General features: G+C 62.8%; 13 protein-coding genes and 1 tRNA gene. 5 read left to right on the forward strand and 9 right to left on the reverse strand.

Annotation, left to right across the window (positions count from 1 at the left end):
- The first annotated feature begins 48 nt into the window (after positions 1–48).
- Positions 49–1,617 (forward strand): acyl CoA:acetate/3-ketoacid CoA transferase, encoded by a 1,569-nt coding sequence (locus ACE3RX_RS20400; RefSeq protein ID WP_374486806.1) that lies wholly within the window; start codon positions 49–51, stop codon positions 1,615–1,617.
- Here the strand turns inward: ACE3RX_RS20400 and ACE3RX_RS20405 are convergent.
- From ACE3RX_RS20405 to ACE3RX_RS20440, 8 genes are all read right to left on the reverse strand, one after another.
- A complete protein-coding gene (locus ACE3RX_RS20405; protein ID WP_374486807.1) occupies positions 1,614–2,231 on the reverse strand; it encodes a DVUA0089 family protein in 618 nt (205 codons plus the stop codon). The genes ACE3RX_RS20400 and ACE3RX_RS20405 overlap by 4 nt on opposite strands.
- A gap of 157 nt (positions 2,232–2,388) precedes the next feature.
- Positions 2,389–3,003: a LysE family transporter gene (locus tag ACE3RX_RS20410; RefSeq protein WP_374486808.1), complete on the reverse strand. Its 615-nt coding sequence runs from the start codon at positions 3,001–3,003 to the stop codon at positions 2,389–2,391.
- Positions 3,004–3,057: 54 nt separating this feature from the next.
- Entirely contained in the window at positions 3,058–3,321 is a 264-nt protein-coding gene (locus tag ACE3RX_RS20415; RefSeq protein WP_374486809.1) for a PAAR domain-containing protein, read from the reverse strand.
- Between the two features lie 25 nt (positions 3,322–3,346).
- Complete coding sequence (locus ACE3RX_RS20420) at positions 3,347–4,645, reverse strand: hypothetical protein (protein WP_374486810.1); 1,299 nt, start codon at positions 4,643–4,645, stop codon at positions 3,347–3,349.
- Positions 4,642–5,439: a hypothetical protein gene (locus tag ACE3RX_RS20425; protein ID WP_374486811.1), complete on the reverse strand. Its 798-nt coding sequence runs from the start codon at positions 5,437–5,439 to the stop codon at positions 4,642–4,644. Before ACE3RX_RS20425 ends, ACE3RX_RS20420 begins: the two co-directional genes overlap by 4 nt.
- 497 nt (positions 5,440–5,936) lie before the next feature.
- Complete coding sequence (locus ACE3RX_RS20430; RefSeq protein WP_374486812.1) at positions 5,937–6,578, reverse strand: hypothetical protein; 642 nt, start codon at positions 6,576–6,578, stop codon at positions 5,937–5,939.
- An 815-nt stretch (positions 6,579–7,393) separates the two neighbouring features.
- Complete coding sequence (locus ACE3RX_RS20435) at positions 7,394–9,547, reverse strand: hypothetical protein (RefSeq protein WP_374486813.1); 2,154 nt, start codon at positions 9,545–9,547, stop codon at positions 7,394–7,396.
- A gap of 18 nt (positions 9,548–9,565) precedes the next feature.
- Positions 9,566–12,289 carry a type VI secretion system Vgr family protein gene (locus ACE3RX_RS20440; protein ID WP_374486814.1) on the reverse strand — a complete coding sequence of 908 codons (2,724 nt, stop codon included), beginning with the start codon at positions 12,287–12,289 and terminating at the stop codon, positions 9,566–9,568.
- Between the two features lie 168 nt (positions 12,290–12,457).
- On the opposite strand from ACE3RX_RS20440, the gene ACE3RX_RS20445 reads away from it, so the two are divergent.
- The 3 genes from ACE3RX_RS20445 (at position 12,458) to ACE3RX_RS20455 (ending at position 15,949) form a co-directional block, all read left to right on the forward strand.
- Positions 12,458–13,363: a LysR family transcriptional regulator gene (locus ACE3RX_RS20445; RefSeq protein ID WP_374486815.1), complete on the forward strand. Its 906-nt coding sequence runs from the start codon at positions 12,458–12,460 to the stop codon at positions 13,361–13,363.
- Positions 13,364–13,601: 238 nt separating this feature from the next.
- On the forward strand, positions 13,602–14,792 hold the full coding sequence (locus ACE3RX_RS20450; RefSeq protein WP_374486816.1) for a 4-hydroxybenzoate 3-monooxygenase: 1,191 nt from the start codon (positions 13,602–13,604) through the stop codon (positions 14,790–14,792).
- Positions 14,793–15,028: 236 nt separating this feature from the next.
- On the forward strand, positions 15,029–15,949 hold the full coding sequence (locus ACE3RX_RS20455) for a helix-turn-helix domain-containing protein (protein ID WP_374486817.1): 921 nt from the start codon (positions 15,029–15,031) through the stop codon (positions 15,947–15,949).
- On the opposite strand, the gene ACE3RX_RS20460 is transcribed toward ACE3RX_RS20455, so the two are convergent.
- Positions 15,909–16,262, reverse strand: coding sequence for a Rieske 2Fe-2S domain-containing protein (locus ACE3RX_RS20460; RefSeq protein ID WP_374486818.1), 354 nt, complete (start codon positions 16,260–16,262; stop codon positions 15,909–15,911). The genes ACE3RX_RS20455 and ACE3RX_RS20460 overlap by 41 nt on opposite strands.
- A gap of 221 nt (positions 16,263–16,483) precedes the next feature.
- On the opposite strand from ACE3RX_RS20460, the gene ACE3RX_RS20465 reads away from it, so the two are divergent.
- Positions 16,484–16,560 (forward strand) — tRNA-Arg (locus tag ACE3RX_RS20465).
- Positions 16,561–16,709 lie beyond the last annotated feature (149 nt).

The raw sequence follows: 16,709 nt of genomic DNA on the forward strand, positions 1-16,709 counted from the left end.
TCAACGCAAGAAGGGCGAATGAAGTCGCCCCCACAGGAGAACAAAACCATGACCACCCGTTTCATCGAGGCGGGCGACGTCGCTCGCCTGATTCCCAACGGTGCCACCGTGTTCTGCACCGGCATGGGCCTGGCCGGTTTCCCGGAGGAAGTGGCCAAGGCCATCGAGGCGGCCTTCCTCGCCACCGGCCATCCGCGTGACCTGACCCTGTATCACTCCACCGGCGTCGGCAACGGCAAGGATCGGGGCATGCACCATTTCGCCCACGAAGGGTTGATCAAGCGGCTGGTCGGCGGGCACTTCGGCGTCGGCGGCCCGAACCTCATGAAGCTGATCATGGAGGAGCGCATCGAGGCCTATAACCTGCCGCAGGGCGTGCTGGCCCTGCTGCCACGCCAGGTGGCAGGACGCCGGCCGGGTTTCATCACCAAGGTCGGTTTGGGCACTTTCGTCGATCCGCGCATCGAAGGCGGCAAGGTCAATCGCCGGACCGAGGAAGACTTGGTGAAGGTCATCGAGATGGATGGCGAGGAGTGGCTGCAGTTCAAGGCGCCTAAAGTGGATGTGGCGCTGATTCGTGGTTCGGTTGCCGACGAGAAGGGCAACATCACGATGGACCGGGAGGGCGTGCTGCTGGAGAGTCTGTCAGTGGCCCAGGCGGCGCGGGCCAGCGGCGGCATCGTGATCGCCCAGGTGGAGCACGTGGTGCGCGCCGGTTCGCTGCACCCCAAGCAGGTGAAGATCCCCGGCCTGGTGGTGGACTATGTGGTGGTCGGCAAGGCCGAGAACCACCTGCAGACCATGGCGACCTACTTCAACCCGGCCTACGCGGGCGACATCAAGGTACTGCGCGGCTCCACGCCGCCGCTGCCGCTGGACCCGCGCAAGATCATCGCCCGGAGGGCAGCGATGGAGCTGAAGGCCGGTGCGGTGGTGAACCTGGGCATCGGCATGCCGGAAGGCGTCGCCGCGGTGGCCGCCGAGGAGCACGTGGATCAGCTGATGTCGCTGACTCTGGAGACCGGCCCGATTGGCGGTGTGCCGGCGGGCGGCTTCGACTTCGGCCACGCGCTCAACGCGGAGGCCGTCATCGAGCAACCGGCCCAGTTCGACTTCTACGACGGCGGCGGCATCGACGTGGCTTTCCTTGGGCTGGCACAGACCGATGCGGCGGGCAATGTAAATGTCAGCAAGTTCAACGGCCGGCCGGTGGGCTGCGGCGGCTTCATAAACATCACCCAGAATGCCCGCAAGGTGGTGTTCTGCGGCACCTTCACGGCGGGCGACCTGGAGGTGGAGATTGCCGACGGCCGCGTGACGGTGGTGCAGGAAGGCGGGCACAGCAAGTTTCTGGACCAGGTGGAACAGATCACCTTCAGCGGTCGCTACGCCCAGGGCATCCGCCAGCCGGTGCTGTACGTGACCGAGAGGGCGGTGTTCCGGCTGACGGAGGAGGGCGTGGAGCTGACCGAGATCGCGCCGGGCGTCGACCTGGAGCGGGACGTTCTGGCGCACATGCGCTTCCGGCCTATCATCCGTGACCTGACGCTGATGGATGCGGAGATTTTCAAGCAGGAGTGGGGCGGTTTGGCCGCTTTGCTCGGAGAGCGCGGCTAGCGGCGGGACCGGAAGTAGCGAATCACGCCCAGCACGATGCCGGCGAGTCCCAACAGCAAGAGGGTGCCCGGCTCTGGGGCGCCATTCGATTGATCGGGCACGGCGACATCCAGCCTGTAATAGCTCGAACCAAGGGCGCCGGCCTGGCCGAGTCCGCTGAAGCCATCGCCGAGGCTGCCGTTGCCGGCACTCTCGGCGATGGACATATTGGCGAAACTGCTCAGCGCGATCGTGTAATCGCCAGGGGAGAGCGCGAAGCTGAAGGCGAAGTCGCCTCCCGTGGAGAAGGCCTGGATGGAGTTTGAGCCCAGGAAACCGGCGGCGTTGCCGCTGCCGCTGAACAGGCTGAAGTAGGGATCGACGCCACCGCCTGCAAAGCCGAGGCTGGTGAAACTGACGGCGCCGCTAGCTGCCACATTGAAGGTGTACAGGGCGACGTTATTGGCAATGGCCCCGTTTGTGGCGAATTGCGGTGACCCCAGGTCGCTACCGGCCAGGGCTGTATTGCCCGCATCGTCGAGGCGCCCGGAAAAGGTGTAATCCGCGGCGGAGGCTTGCGGCGCGATGCACAACAGTGCGAGTGCAAGGCAGGTTGGGAGGCCGGAGTAGTGCATGGATGTCTCCGTGAGACCGGACCGGCGATTGGTGAATCATGTGCGGTTGATCACACCATGCATCATGCGTGCCTTGAAATTAAGCTCATTTAATTCAATGGCTTGGCGCTTAAGAAAAGCCGGCGGTGTCTGTTGTGTAAGAAAAATCGACATCGATTCAGCGTGTTACGGCCAGTTTGATGCCGAAGGCGATCAACACGCTGCCGGCCATTTTCTCGAGCACACGGGAAATAAAAGGGTTGCTCCGCAGCCGTTCGGCAAGGACATGGGTCAGCAGAACCGCGATGAGGCCGTACAGGAAGGTCAGCGTGGCGATGCTCAAGGCCATGATGCCGTAGGTGGCCAGGCCCGGATTGCGGGCCGGATCGATGAAGAGCGGAAAGAAGGCCATATAGAAAACGATGGCCTTCGGATTGAGCAGGGTGATCAGCAGCGCCTGGCGCAGATAATGCCGCGGACGGATGTTGAGCACAGGCGCCTGTCCGGGCTTGGCCAACAGCATCCGTATTCCAAGCCAGGCCAGGTAGGCTGAGCCCAGCCACTGCACGGCCTGGAACGCGAGGGGGTTCATCGCAAGCAGTGCCGCCACGCCACCTACTGCCAGCCACATCAAGACCTGGTCGCCGAGTATCACGCCGCAGGTCGCGGCCAGACCACCGCGGATGCCGCCCTTGCCGGTGGAGGTCATCAGAGCCAGATTGCCGGGGCCTGGAATCAGCAAGAAGAGGATGACGGCGAGGACGAAAGCGGGGTAGTCGGTGATGCCGGACATGGTGGCCGTACTCGAGAGTGACGTGGAGCCGGCATTTTACGGATGCTGGCGCACTCAGGCGCGTCCGCTGCGGCCGAGCGTGGAGATCAGCGTCGCCCCGCAACTGGTCTTGTGACCATCGAAGGCCACCGGAATGCCGTCGCTCAAGACCTGCGGATCGCCTTCCGCGATCACGCAGCTCTCGTGGCCGCGCATCGGGCAGATGCAGCGGTCGCCCATGCGGGCGACGCCTCGCTCCATCACGCGGTGGGATGAACTGGCCTGCACCACGCTGCCGCCATGGCTGGTGGGATCGCCGAGTCGGATGACGCCTTTCATTGCTGCCTCCAGAAATGGCTGATGTTCAATCTGAAAACCCCTGCGGATAGGTCGCCCAGTCCGCGTCCTTGCGCAGCCCCCACCAGGGCAGGTAGGCATTGCCCTCGCCGCGGGCGCGGAACCAGTCGCGGTTGGGATCGAAGATACGCGGCCGGGTCGGTGGGGTGACGACGACGGCGCTGAGGCGGTCGGCTTCTGTGGTGCCGAGCACCAGCACCGGCTTGCCTTTCTGGTGCGTCCAGGCAATGGCCAGCGCGACGTTGGTCAGTGCGGTGCCGGCGCGCATGTCGCCGAGCAACTTGGGCGTGTTAAAGGTCTGGGTGGCAAAATCGAATTCGGGGGTGAGCGTGCCGAGGGCATGGCCGATTTGCGCGAGCCGGCGTCCGGCCGCATCGGAGCCGAAGCCGGCGTCGTGGATGACGTGGCCAATGGCGGGGACCGTCGTGTCGGCCTGGGTCGCCGCGTCGCGGATGGCGGCTTGCCAGGCTTGCAACTGGCGGGATGCGTCGGGCTGGGTTTCGAAATCATCGCTCTTGCGGACGGCCGGATAACCGATCCAGGCGAGGGGGTCGCGTTTCGTGTCGAAATCGGGGCCGGCGAGGATGAGGAGGACGCAGTTCTCGGTCATCTGCTCGTCCTTCGGATGGTCCGGGGAATCCCAGGTCATCGCCCAAACGGATTCCTTGGGGTGGGTCTTCAGGTAGTCGAGGGCGGCGGTGAGGGAGGTGAAACCGACGTTGGCGCCACCGACGGAGACGTGTACGTCGGCTGGGACGTTGCGGGTCGAGAGGTTGGGGTTGAAGAATTCGAATTCTGAAGTGATTGCTTCTTGCGCGATCTTGGCCGCTTCATTGGGAGGTAGGAGGGGCGTGTCTGGAAGCGCAAATTCGATATGGATGCCAGCAAGTTCGCGCCAGTCTTTTGGGGAGCGAGGCTGAACACTATAAAAGTAGTCTGGATTCATGACGTATGGGCGACCGAAAGGAGGGAGAATCCGACGCACATAACCGCCAAAAAAACTTGAAAAGGTAACCTTGTTGCCCATATTCCATACAATGGCAGCGACGGGTTGAACAGTAGAAAAGGACGTGGGGTCTGTTCTGACCATATCGTCGTTCTTGTTTGGCTTTGCTAATACGAGTGTCCATAGCAATTGCCACTCGGTCGGGTAGTCTCGTCGTACGAGTGGATTCATCCACTGCACACCAACGACCTGCGCCCGAAAGGGGCCCGTCGGGCGATCCAGCTGCTGCGTCCGTGTGGACTCGTTGATCGAGGCGCACCCGGCAAGAAGCCCGATCAGGCCGGCAAGAACGGCTTTCAATCGGAAAACCCCTGCGGATAAGTGGCCCAGTCCGCGTCCTTGCGCAGCCCCCACCAGGGCAGGTAGGCATTGCCCTCGCCGCGGGCGCGAAACCAGTCGCGGTTGGGATCGAAGAGACGCGGGCGAGCCGGCGGGGTCACGACGACGGCGCTGAGGCGGTCGGTTTCGGTGGTGCCGAGCACCAGCACCGGCTTGCCTTTCTGGTGTGTCCAGGCAATGGCCAGCGCGACGTTGGTCAATGCTGTGCCGGCGCGCATGTCGCCGACCAGCTTGGGCGTGTTGAAGGTCTGGGTGGCGAAATCGAATTCGGGGTTGAGCGTGCCGAGGGCATGGCCGACTTGCGCTAGCCGGCGTCCGGCCGCATCCGAACCGAAGCCAGCGTCGTGGATGACGTGGCCGAGGGTGGGGACGGTGGTGTCGACCTGCGTTGCCGCATCGCGGATGGCGGCTTGCCAGGCCTGCAACTGGCGGGATGCGTCGGGTTGGGTTTCGAAGTCTTCGCTCTTGCGAACGGACGGATAGCCGATCCAGGCGAGGGGTTCGCGCTTGGTGTCGAAGTTGGGGCCGGCGAGGACGAGGAGGACGCAGTTCTCGGTCATCTGCTCGTCCTTCGGATGGTCAGGGGAATCCCAGGTCATCACCCAGACGGATTCCTTGGGGTGGGTCTTCAGGTAATCGAGGGCGGCCGTGAGGGAGGTGAAACCGACGCTGGCGCCGCCGACTGAGACATGCACGTCGGCTGGGACGTTGCGGGTGGAGAGCCTTGGGTTGTGAAACTGGAATTCAGACTTCATCTCCGCCTGGACTATCTTGATAGCTTCGTCCGGAGGTAGGAGATGAGTGTCGGGAAGTGCGAACTCAATATGAATACCTGCGAGTTCGCGCCAGTCTTTTGAGGAGCGTGGCTGGGTGGTATAGAAATAGTCGGCGTTCATCACATAGCGATTGCCGAATGGACGCAGAATTTCGTCTACGTAGCCGCCAAAGAAGCGTGGAAAAGTGACCCTGCCGCTTATATTCCAGACAATGGCTGCGATGGGTTGAATGGTGCTAAATGAAGCAGGGTCCGTGCGGACCATGTCATCGTTCTTATTGGGCCTTGCCAACCCCTGTGTCCACAGTAATTGCCACTCGGTCGGATAGTCCCGCCGCACGAGTGGATTCATCCACTGGACGCCAACGACTTGCGCCCGAAAGGGGCCCGCTGGGCGATCCAGCTGCTGCGTCCGTGTGGACTCGTTGATCGAGGCGCACCCGGCAAGAAGCCCGATCAGGCCGGCAAGAACGGCTTTCAATCGGAAAACCCCTGCGGATAAGTGGCCCAGTCCGCGTCCTTGCGCAGCCCCCACCAGGGCAGGTAGGCATTGCCCTCGCCGCGGGCGCGAAACCAGTCGCGGTTGGGATCGAAGAGACGCGGGCGAGCCGGCGGGGTCACGACGACGGCGCTGAGGCGGTCGGTTTCGGTGGTGCCGAGCACCAGCACCGGCTTGCCTTTCTGGTGCGTCCAGGCGATGGCCAGCGCGACGTTGGTGAGCGCCGTGCCGGCGCGCATGTCGCCGAGCAACTTGGGGGTGTTGAAGGTCTGAGTGGCGAAATCGAATTCAGGGTTGAGCGTGCCGAGGGCATGGCCGACTTGCGCCAGCCGGCGTCCGGCGGCATCGGAGCCGAAACCGGCGTCGTGGATGACGTGGCCGAGGGTGGGGACGGTCGTGTCGGCCTGGGTGGCCGCGTCGCGGATGGCGGCTTGCCAGGCCTGGAGTTGGCGGGACGCATCGGGCTGGGTTTCGAAGTCTTCGCTCTTGCGAACGGCTGGGTAGCCGATCCAGGCGAGCGGTTCGCGCTTGGTGTCGAAGTCGGGGCCGGCGAGGACGAGGAGGACGCAGTTCTCGGTCATCTGCTTGTAGCGGGGATGATCGGGGGCGTCCCAGGCCATGGCCCAGACGCTTTCTTTTGGGTGCGCCTGTAGGTAGTCGAGGGCTGCGGTGAGTGATGTGAAGCCTACGCTGGCGTCCCCCGCAGAAATGTGCACGTCGGCCGGGATATTTCGAGTCGATAATTTTGGGTTATAGAACTCGAATTCGCGGTTCATTGCTTGGCGGACGATTTCAGCTGCCCCTCCCGGTGGTAGCTGAGGAGTGCTCGGCAGCGAAAGCTCAATGTGAATGCCGGCCAATTCCCTCCAGTGATTAGGGGATCGAGGTTGCACGGTATAAAAATAGTCGGGATTCATTGCATACCGACTTCCGAAAGGGCGTATAACTTGTTCAAAGTAAGCGCCAAAAAAGGATATAAATGTGACGTCGCCCTCGCGGTTGGAAACTATCGGCGATATTGGTTGAGGCGAGTCAAATAAATTTGGATGTGCTTTTAGCATATCATCGTTGCGGTTTGGGGGGCTTATTCCCATCGTCCAGAGAAGTTGCCATTCTGTTGGGTAGTCTCGGCGTACAAGGGGGTTTATCCACTGAACTCCAAAGACTTGGGCATGAAATGGCAACGATTTTTTGCTAGTAGATGCGTTTGCGATTTCATCGGATTGCGGTTGTGCTGCATGAGTCCACGTAATAGCGCTTACCGTGAGAAGGAGCGGAACGGCGAATAAGCGGAAGAAAATATCCTCGATATGCCATGCAGGGGGACTGGCTGTGGTATCTCGCTGCCAAGCAAGGAGTACTGCGCAAGTCGTCGAGAGCGTAAAAACGACAGTTGAAAATGCGATTCGTCTGGGCCAGGTTGTGATCATTGCTTTCATGATTTCTCCTGAAATCTGTGGGGGCGAACGGTCCGTTCATCAGCGATTGACGAAGGCATTCGAGCATCGCTATCTGTCTGTGCCCATATATGGATGTCTTGTTGTTTCATTTTTCCAGTGTTGAAATACTCCTCAAAATAGGAGTGAAGGTGCTTTCTGGCTTTGAGTGAAGAGACATATCTCCAATCGGCCTCTATACGTATTTCCTGTAATTGTTTTGAGTTTAATCGGCAGATCCCGATGGCAATATCAAAAGCCATCGCCTTCTCTGCATGCATGGGGTTGGTGACAATCGTTGAATGGTCCGTTGCATTCTGATCAACCGACTCGGACAGAAACGTCTTGATCTTCGCGTTGCGCCATTGCTTGTGGGCTTCGCTGGCCTGCGTGGGGTCGTCTTCGCCAACGACCCGGTTGTTTTTGTCAGCCAACCCTTCACGCCGGGCCCTCATGCGCAGGCGGGCCCGGTCTTCGTAGCGCATCTGGGCTTCGGAATTGGCATCGCCCATCGGACGGTCCTCCATCGAGCCATCCTTCGTCTTCAACGTGGTGTGGGAGTCGTAGGGGTCTTCAGCGGCCTTCTCCGCTTGGGGCTTCTGCGCATTTCGTGAATTGCCACCCGGGTCGTAGCCCTCGTCGAACTGGTCGCTGACCTGGCCGAAGCGGCGGGCCTTGGGGGTGAAGGCCTCGGGCAGTGGGGGCGCATTGATCGGAATGACCCAGTTCTCCTCAGGGTTGGCATTGACTGGGAGCTTGAAGAGATCGACGGCGCTGAGGAGCCAGCAGGTCGCGACGGTCATCGTCTTGCCGAGCAGGCTGGTGTTGGCATCCAGGCCGTGGCGCAGGGAGAAGCGGGCGGTGGGTGAGGGGGGATGCCAGAAACCATCCTTGCCGTCTTTCAGGTCTTTGTTCCAGCGGTTGTCCAAGTAGTGGTAAGTGGAAGACTCGCCCGGTGAGGCGCCGACCCGATAACCTTGGGCAAAGACTCGTTGGCTGAACACGTCCCCGCCGCTGCATGCCTCGATTTCTTTTGCGTGCATGCCGAGCCAGCCGATGCCCTGCACCGGTGTTGCCGAGATGACCTGGTCGTGGGGGCAGCAATACAGCGTGACGCGGCCGTAGGTTCGCTCCTTGAAGCCATGAGTTTTTCGGTCCGTTTCCGCCTTGTATGGGGTCCCGACCGGGCAGTTCTCGTTGGCCATGGCCCTGTCGATGCTGGCTGGATCCTGCTCCTTGCTGGCGCGTGCACGCAGGATTTCGAAGTAGTGGGCCAGCGTTGCGTTCCGGGCTGCCGAGGTCTGGCGTCCGCTCGTCTGGTTGGCGGTGCTGATGGTGTAGCGCTGGGTCCACTGCTCGGCGAGGTTATCGGGCCGCAGGCTCAGTGGCGGATTGCACAGGATGTAGTTGTCGGCAACGGCGTCGCCCAGGCGTTCGCCGAGAAATGCTGCGGCGATGCCAACCATGTTGCCTTGGCTGTGGCAGACGATGGTGATCGGGCAGTCCGCCTGTTTGGCGCGGATCGATTCGACCAGCTTGGCGAGTCTGAGCGCGGCGAAAACGTAGTAGCTGCGCGGTGGGCAGGCGAAGACGTCACGGCCCGGAACGGGGTTCACGTGCTGGGCGGTGAGCCAAAGGAACAGGCGGTCGTTCGTACCCTCGCTCCAAAGGTCGGGCAGGCTGGTGCAGCCGTTGGCGAAGGGGCCGCCGCCCCAGTAGTCCTGCTCGTTGAGCCAGATGTTGGAGCCGAAGGTCTTGAGGTCTTCCTTGCTGGCTTTATAGCCCCAGCGGAAGCGGATGACGGGTGACCAGTGTGCTTGACTGTCGTCGATGAAGGTGTCGGAACTGCGCATCGGGTTGATGAACCCTTCAGATGTCAGTTCTTGGCTATAACGGACTTCCCTCAACTGCCCAGCCTCCGGCCCGTTACACGCCAACTGCTCCGATTGCCGGGCCAGTCTTTTGTTAAGCCCCTTGCACAAGCCTTCTTCGCTGGCGTCGAACCATTCGCCGTCCGAATTCACGCCATGCACGAAGATCACCACGCCGGGTAGTGGGAGAGGATTGGGGATCTTCTTCTTACTGTGGTCGGGGCTGGTGAGGACCTGGCCGGCGGCCAGGGGCTGGGGTGAAATGGGGCCAGAAGCGGTCATGGCGAAGGACAGGGTCGGTTATTGGTCGGGGGCGAAGAACTGCACGTTGATCTTTTCGAAGGTGCTGCTTTCCAAGGCGGTGGTCTTGCCGTCGGCGTCGGTGTGACCGGACAGGGTGCTGCCGTCGGGACGGGTGATCGAATAGGGAATGCCGCTGATGGGCTGGCCGTCGGTGGCGCGCACCAGCACGGGTGTGCGGCCGAGGTCGCCGGAGGAGAACTTGGGCAGGTCGGTTGGGCTTGAGGCGCTGCTGGACCATTGGTGGCTGGCGGCCTTGACGGTGAAGTCGCCGGGGCAGCCCAGTTCGATGCGGCCGCCAGTCAGCTTGATGTAGGCGCCGCCGGATTCGGCGAGGAGGATCTCCTCGGTGGCCATGACCTGCACCTTGCCCTCGCTGGCGGAGAGCTTGAGGTTCTGGCTGGCATTGACCTGGGTGTCGCCGTGCTGGGACTGGAGTTCCAGCTTGCCGTCGTGGGCGAGGATCTTGATGCCTTCCGACTGGGCGAACAGCGCGATGCCCTGGCCGGTGTTGAGGGTATGGCGGCCGGCGCAGGCCGACTGCAGATGCTGGCCGGCGACGATGTCCACGTTTTTCCCGGCATGGGTCACCACGGCCTCAGGGCTGTTGAGGTAAACGCCGGCCGGGGCACTGACGGCGACCAGGGGTTTGCCACCGCCACTGCCGCCTTTGGCGGTGTTGGAACCGCTGTCCCAGTTCTTCAGGTCGTCGTGGAGCTGGCTTTGGGGGGCGTTGTCGTTGGATTTGCCGCCGTACTGGGCGGCGTAGTCGCCGATCTGCTTGAAGAAATCCAGCTGTTCCTCCATCAGGCCCAGCAGTTCCTGTCGGTCCAACTGGGCGCCGGAGGCCTTGAAGCGGGACCAGGCGGACAGTAGCAGGCCCTTGGCGGCGCGAAGCGCGCCGGCGGAGTCGGAGGCCAGTTCGAAGCCTTCGCCGCGGGCTTCGGACTGGCCGTCCTGGCGCGGCTTACCGAGCCAGCCGAGGTTGAGCTGGCTGGCGGTGTAATCAGACGACAGTTGGGCGCTGATCTGCGCCGAGGTGTCGTCGAAGCGCAGCTGGTTGTAGCCGCTGCCCTTGATCTCCTTGCTGCGCAGCCCGTACAGCGCGCTGTTGGCGGGTAGGCTGCCATACCCCGAGAAGCGCGGTGGCTCATGGGTGCCGTTGTAGGCTGCGCCGAGGACAATGGGTTTGGACGGATCGCCTTGCATGAAGCCGACCAGCACTTCGGAACCAACCCGGGGCCAGAACGCGGCACCGTAGGCATTGTCGGCCCAGGGCTGCATTACGCGGATCCGCGCCGAGTCCCGCGGTGTGCTGGAGGTGCCGTAGCCGTTGGGATGGTCTTCCGGCCGCGCGAAGGGGAAGCGCACGGCGACCCGCCCATGCTCGTCCACATCGATTTCGTTGCCTTCCGCGCCGACCACAATGGCGCTGAGGATGCCTATGCGCGGCGCATCGGCGGCCGAGAAAATGGGAACGACCGGGGTGTCTTGCTGCACACATTCGAAGCGGTTGTAGTAGATCGGAGCGTCGGCGCGTTCTTCCGTATTGCCGTCCTTACTGGGAATGTCCCAGCCTTCGGTGAGGCGACGCTCCAGCAGCGGATCGAGGGGAATGTTGTTGCGGGCGTAGAGCTGGACCCGGGTGAGCGTGAATTTCCGTTTGTCGCGGGGCCAGGCATCGATTTCCGGGTGTTCGGCGAGGCTGAAAATGGTGGCGTGGGCAAATTGCCGGACGACGGACTCACCTCGCCAGCCGGCGGCGGCGAATTCATGGGCGAGGATTCGGGCGCGGCCCATTTCGTCATAGTGCCCTCCGTCGGCGGCCAGTTGTGGTGCGTCGTAGTGGTAGTCGGTGAGGGTACTGGCTAGCGCATCCCCAGCCTTACCCTGCCTGAGTAAAGTGGGCTGAGCGTTCTCCATGGCCCGGACAGTCTTGTAGTCGAAGCTGGCGCGGGTGATTACGGAGGGCGCCTGGGTCTGCCAGGCTCGCCAGGCGACAACGGTATCCCGGTCCTCGGTGGCATCGGCGCGGTGGAAGCGCACGGTGCCGGCGGAATTGTCGGGAAAGGCGCTCGGGTGGTCGGTGAGGCGCAGGGTGTGCTGGGGAAGATCTTTGTCGAGCGAGAACTGGAAGCTCCAGGCGATGCCTTCCTGGCGCCACAGGCGGGTGAGGAAGGCATGGTCGCTTTCGCCGGCCTGCAGTGTGAAAGCACGTTTCGGATAACTTTTCTGCAGGCCGTTGATGACGAACTTGAAGGTCTGGGCGAGGGCCGTGTTGCCGCGGATGTGTTCGGCGAGGATCTGCTCGGTGATCTCGACCACCGAGGTTTCGCAGAACACCCGCCAGGTGCTGTGCTGGCGAAGAATCGAGAGGGCGTCTTCGAAGACAAGTTCGATGGCGGTTGCAGAGCCATCGGACAGGCGTTGTTCGGCGGAGGTGACGATGCCGCTTATCAGCCTGCGTCCGCCCCGGTCGTCGCCGATGCTGAGAGCGACAGGCTGGCCCAGCAGGTCGGCCAGATCGATCCGGTTGTCATCGGCCAGGCATTGAACACGGTAGCGGATGCTGTCGCAGATGGCCTCTGTACCCGCTGCCTGGTAGGGCACCAGACGCCTGACTGTGGCCGCAGCGTCCTCTGGAAACCGCATGCGCAGGATGCTGTTTGCCTGGCTGAGGGCGTTGAGGAGGCTGGACAGGGCGGAGGCGAGGGAGGAAGACATGGACGCGCTTTGCCATCGGTGCCGGAAAGCTGCCTTTTTAGTTTAATGTCATTTTTGTGTCAACATGACATTTGTATTTGTGCGAACCCCTTGATGTGCCACGTGTTGGCGGGACACGATGGCCCTGCAGTAATATGACTGCCCCAGCCGAGACGCGTCGCACACTCCATGAACCCCCTCGACGCCCGCCTGCTCAGCGTCTTTAACGAAGTCTTCAAGTCTCGCAGCGTGAGCCGCACGGCGGAGACGTTGAACATGGGGCAGCCAGCGGTGAGCATTGCGCTGGGCAAGCTGCGGGAGCAGTTCGGCGATCCGCTGTTCGTGCGTACTGCCGGCGGCATGGAGCCGACGCCGCTGGCCGAGTCGCTGATCGAGTCGGTGCGCGAGGCGTTGCAGGCGTTGGACCGGGTACTGGGACAGCGCACTGAGTTCGATCCTTCTGAGTCGAGCCGTTGCTTCCGGATCTGCATGACTGACATCAGCCAGCTGGTGATCATGCCGGGCCTGTGGCGGCGCCTGCGCGAGGTGGCGCCGCGGATCCAGATCGAGGTGCTGCCGCTGTCGCCGGATACGTCGGAACTGCTCGAGAGCGGGCGGGCCGATCTGGCCATCGGCTTCATCCCGCAGCTGGAAGCGGGCTTCTACCAGCAGGCGCTGTTCCGCCAGCACTATGTGTGCATGGTGAGTGCTGACCATCCGCGCATCCGCGATGGCCTGACCCGCGAGCAGTTCGAGGCGGAAGAGCATGCGCTGGTCAGTACCCAGGGCACCGGGCACCTGATCGTGGACCAGGAACTGGCCCGTCAGGGCATCCGCCGGCGGGTGGCCCTGCGGATTCCCAATTTCGTCGGCGTGGCCTTCTTCATCGAGCAGACGGACCTGCTGCTGACCATTCCCAAGCGCCTCGGCGAGGTGCTGGCCGGACGTGGGCGCTTTCGCTGCTTCCCGGTCCCGTATCCCTTGCCGGAATACTCCGTGCGCCAGCATTGGCACGAGCGCTTCCACAACGACCCGGCCAACCGCTGGCTGCGTGGTCTGGTCGCCGACCTGATGTGCGAAGCAGGGCCGGTTTGAGCAAGAGCCCGTGGGGCGAATTCATTCGCCCGCGGACTTCGATCAACCGGCAGAGGGCGAATGAATTCGCCCCTACAGAGCCAGCCCACACAGGAGCCAGTGGGCATGGGGGTGTAGTTCATTTCAGCAGTCGTTCCAAAAGTGCAATTCGCCCCGCTGATTCGTCCATTCAAGCGGTCTATGTCTGTCCGTAACCTGCGTCCTGTCGAACACAACAACTCTGACAGGAGACAAGGACATGACGAAGACCCAGGTTGGCATCATCGGCGCGGGCCCGGCGGGGCTGCTGCTTTCCCACATGCTGCATCTGCAGGGCATCGAATCGGTGATCGTCGAGCAGCGCTCGCGGGAGGATATCGAGGCGACCATCAAGGCCGGCGTGCTGGAACATCCCACCGTCGAACTGCTCAAGGAGCTGGGCGTCGGCGAGCGCATGGTGCGCGAAGGCTATGTACACAACGGCATCGAACTGTCCTTCGGAGGCAAGCGCCATCGCATCGACCTGCCCGAGCTGACCGGCGGCAAGTCGATCACCGTCTATCCGCAGCACGAGGTGATCAAGGATCTGGTGGCGGCGGTGCTCGCCAACGGCACGACCATCGAATTTGGCGTATCGGACGTGAGTCTGCATGGCATCGACGGCACGCAGCCGTCCATCCGTTACAGCAAGGACGGTGCGGCGCAGGAGATCCAGTGCGACTTCATCGGCGGCTGCGACGGCTTCCACGGCCCGTCCCGCCAGGCGATCCCGGCATCCATCCGCCAGGAACATCTGAAGGTCTATCCGGCGGGGTGGTTCGGCATCCTGTGCGAAGCGCCTCCGTCCAGCGACGAACTGATCTACGCCCAGAGCGACCGCGGTTTCGTGCTGATCAGCACGCGCACGCCGGACGTGCAGCGCATGTATTTCCAGTGCGATCCCAACGACAGCGTGGACAACTGGTCCGACGACCGCATCTGGGCCGAATTCCGCGCCCGCCTGGCCAACGACGATGGCTGGCAGTTGAAGGAAGGGCGGATCTTCCAGAAGGGCATCATCGCGATGCGCAGCTTTGTCTGCGAGACGATGCAGCATGGCCGCCTGTTCCTGGCTGGCGACTCCGCCCACATCGTGCCGCCGACCGGGGCCAAGGGCCTCAACCTGGCGGCGGGGGACGTGGTCCTGCTCAGCAAGGCGATCGTCGATTTCTACCGCCGCGACGACCGTGCCGGCCTCGATAGCTACAGCGCGCGCGCCGTCAAGCGGGTGTGGCGCGGCGAGCACTTCAGCTGGTGGATGACCAACATGCTGCACGACTTCGACGGCGAGGACACCATCACCCGGCGCTTCCGCCAGTCGCAGCTGGAATACACGGTCAGTTCCCGCGCCGCGGCGGCGTCGCTGGCGGAGAACTACGTCGGCCTGCCGTTCGAGGGCTGGCAGGGCTGATCGACGCTGATAGGTGACACGCGGACCATAGCGGAATTGTCTAGCTGCTAGTGGGCCCGCACACTGTCTGCGGGATGGAGGTGGCGTCATAATCGACGGCAGTGCTGGCGTCGTGCCGCTTCCGGAGTCCCGTGATGCATCTCTTCCCGCATTTCCCCGCGTGGCATTCGGGCTTCGCCCTGTATGGCGAGGCCGGCCGGATGCCGGTGCCTGTCCTTTCCTGAGGCGCGTCACGCATGGACATGCGCGTGAAGCCCCGCTTCGTTGCACCCAAGCCGCTGATCCCGAGCTTCACCTTATATGGTGAAGCGGCCGAGCCGGTGCGCGAACTCTTGCACATTGAAGAAATCCAGTCCCGCAGCCGCATCCACGATTGGGAGATTCAGCCTCACCTGCACCACGGTCTGTATCAGGTGGTGTGGATCACCGAGGGGACGGCGAGCGTCGCGCTGGATGCCGGCCGCCAGGAGGTGACGGGACCGGCAGCGGTGATCATTCCGCCGGGCACGGTGCATGGCTTCCGCTTCGCGCCTGAGACCCAGGGCCGGGTGCTCACGCTGGGCGGCCACTTCCTCGTCGAGGGCGAACTGGAAACGGTCGGGAAAGCCCTGCGCGAGCTGTTCGCTGGGCCGCGGGTGCTGCGCTTCGATGCGGAAGATCCGACGGCCGGGCGGCTGGATGCGCTGCTGCGGGAGCTCAGCGCCGAGTTCATGAGCCCCGGCATGGCCGGCTCGCCCCCCTTGCGCTGGCTGTCCCAGACCATCGTCTGGCACCTGGCCCAGGCCGGCGTCCGCTTGCAAGCACTGGGGAAGGGGAGCCCGGTGGCGGTGCATCAGGCGCTGTTCACCCGTTTCGTGCTGCAGGTCGAAGCCCATTACCTGGAGCACTGGCCGGTGGCCCGCTACGCCAGCCAGCTGGGGGTGAGCACGCCGCGGCTCAACCGCCTGACCCGCGCCGAGTGCGGCGGCAGCGCGCTGGATGTGATCCACGAACGCCTGACCCGCGAGGCCTGCCGGCTGCTGCTATATACAACCGAACCGGTCACCGGCATCGCGGCCAGCCTGGGCTTCGACGATCCGGCCTATTTCTGTCGCTTCGTCAAACGCCGCACAGGGCTCAGTCCGTCCCGCTACCGCCAGTCCCACACGGGGCGCTGACGGCGCTGGCATCGGTGTCCACCCACACCATGCCGTCCTCGACTTTCATCGCGTATTCCGGGATCTGGCAGCCGGTGGGCGACAGACCCCGCCCGTTGCGGGCGTCGAAGACCCAGTTGTGGGACGGGCAGACCAGCGTACGGCCATTGAACATGCCCTTCGACAGCGGAAAGGTGCCGTGCGGGCAGATGCCGTCGAAGGCGCGCGGCTGGCCGCCGTCGGCCCAGACGATCAGGATTTCCTTGGTGCCGGCCATGCAGGGCACCATTTCACCTTCGTAGAGATAGCTCTGCTTGCAGACGGGGACGAACATCTTGCGCTCCTTGGGGCGTGGGATCATCGACAAGGGCCGGCGCAAAAACGGGACGTCGTGTCGCAAACCTTCCGTTTTATCGCTCAAAAGCCCGGCTGCAGAGAGGTACGCAAGAAGGGCGCCAAAGGGCCAATTTCGGGGCGCTGAAGAGAAAGACATCAAACTGCAACGAAAGGCTTCCATTTTCTCCGAAGCTATGTATAATGCCGGTCTTTCGCAGCGCGCCCGTAGCTCAGTTGGATAGAGTACTTGGCTACGAACCAAGGGGTCGTGGGTTCGAATCCTGCCGGGCGCGCCAGTTTTACCAGAATCGTTTCATCGCGGTTCTGTTCAGTCGGGAAGCAAATTGCTTTCGCCGGGTTTCCGGTTGACTGATTGTGAAGTGTGCGCCCGTAGCTCAGTTGGATAGAGTACTTGGCTACGAACCAAGGGGTCGTGGGTTCGAAT

This window comes from Zoogloea sp., assembly GCF_041914405.1.
GTDB lineage: Bacteria > Pseudomonadota > Gammaproteobacteria > Burkholderiales > Rhodocyclaceae > Zoogloea.

Coding starts and splice junctions, on each gene's coding strand:
- ACE3RX_RS20400 (WP_374486806.1), top strand. CDS start 49: ATGACCACCCGTTTCATCGAGGCGGGCGACGTCGCTCGCCTGATTCCC.
- ACE3RX_RS20405 (WP_374486807.1), bottom strand. CDS start 2,231: ATGCACTACTCCGGCCTCCCAACCTGCCTTGCACTCGCACTGTTGTGC.
- ACE3RX_RS20410 (WP_374486808.1), bottom strand. CDS start 3,003: ATGTCCGGCATCACCGACTACCCCGCTTTCGTCCTCGCCGTCATCCTC.
- ACE3RX_RS20415 (WP_374486809.1), bottom strand. CDS start 3,321: ATGAAAGGCGTCATCCGACTCGGCGATCCCACCAGCCATGGCGGCAGC.
- ACE3RX_RS20425 (WP_374486811.1), bottom strand. CDS start 5,439: ATGAAGTCTGAATTCCAGTTTCACAACCCAAGGCTCTCCACCCGCAAC.
- ACE3RX_RS20430 (WP_374486812.1), bottom strand. CDS start 6,578: ATGGCCTGGGACGCCCCCGATCATCCCCGCTACAAGCAGATGACCGAG.
- ACE3RX_RS20435 (WP_374486813.1), bottom strand. CDS start 9,547: ATGACCGCTTCTGGCCCCATTTCACCCCAGCCCCTGGCCGCCGGCCAG.
- ACE3RX_RS20440 (WP_374486814.1), bottom strand. CDS start 12,289: ATGTCTTCCTCCCTCGCCTCCGCCCTGTCCAGCCTCCTCAACGCCCTC.
- ACE3RX_RS20445 (WP_374486815.1), top strand. CDS start 12,458: ATGAACCCCCTCGACGCCCGCCTGCTCAGCGTCTTTAACGAAGTCTTC.
- ACE3RX_RS20450 (WP_374486816.1), top strand. CDS start 13,602: ATGACGAAGACCCAGGTTGGCATCATCGGCGCGGGCCCGGCGGGGCTG.
- ACE3RX_RS20455 (WP_374486817.1), top strand. CDS start 15,029: ATGGACATGCGCGTGAAGCCCCGCTTCGTTGCACCCAAGCCGCTGATC.
- ACE3RX_RS20460 (WP_374486818.1), bottom strand. CDS start 16,262: ATGTTCGTCCCCGTCTGCAAGCAGAGCTATCTCTACGAAGGTGAAATG.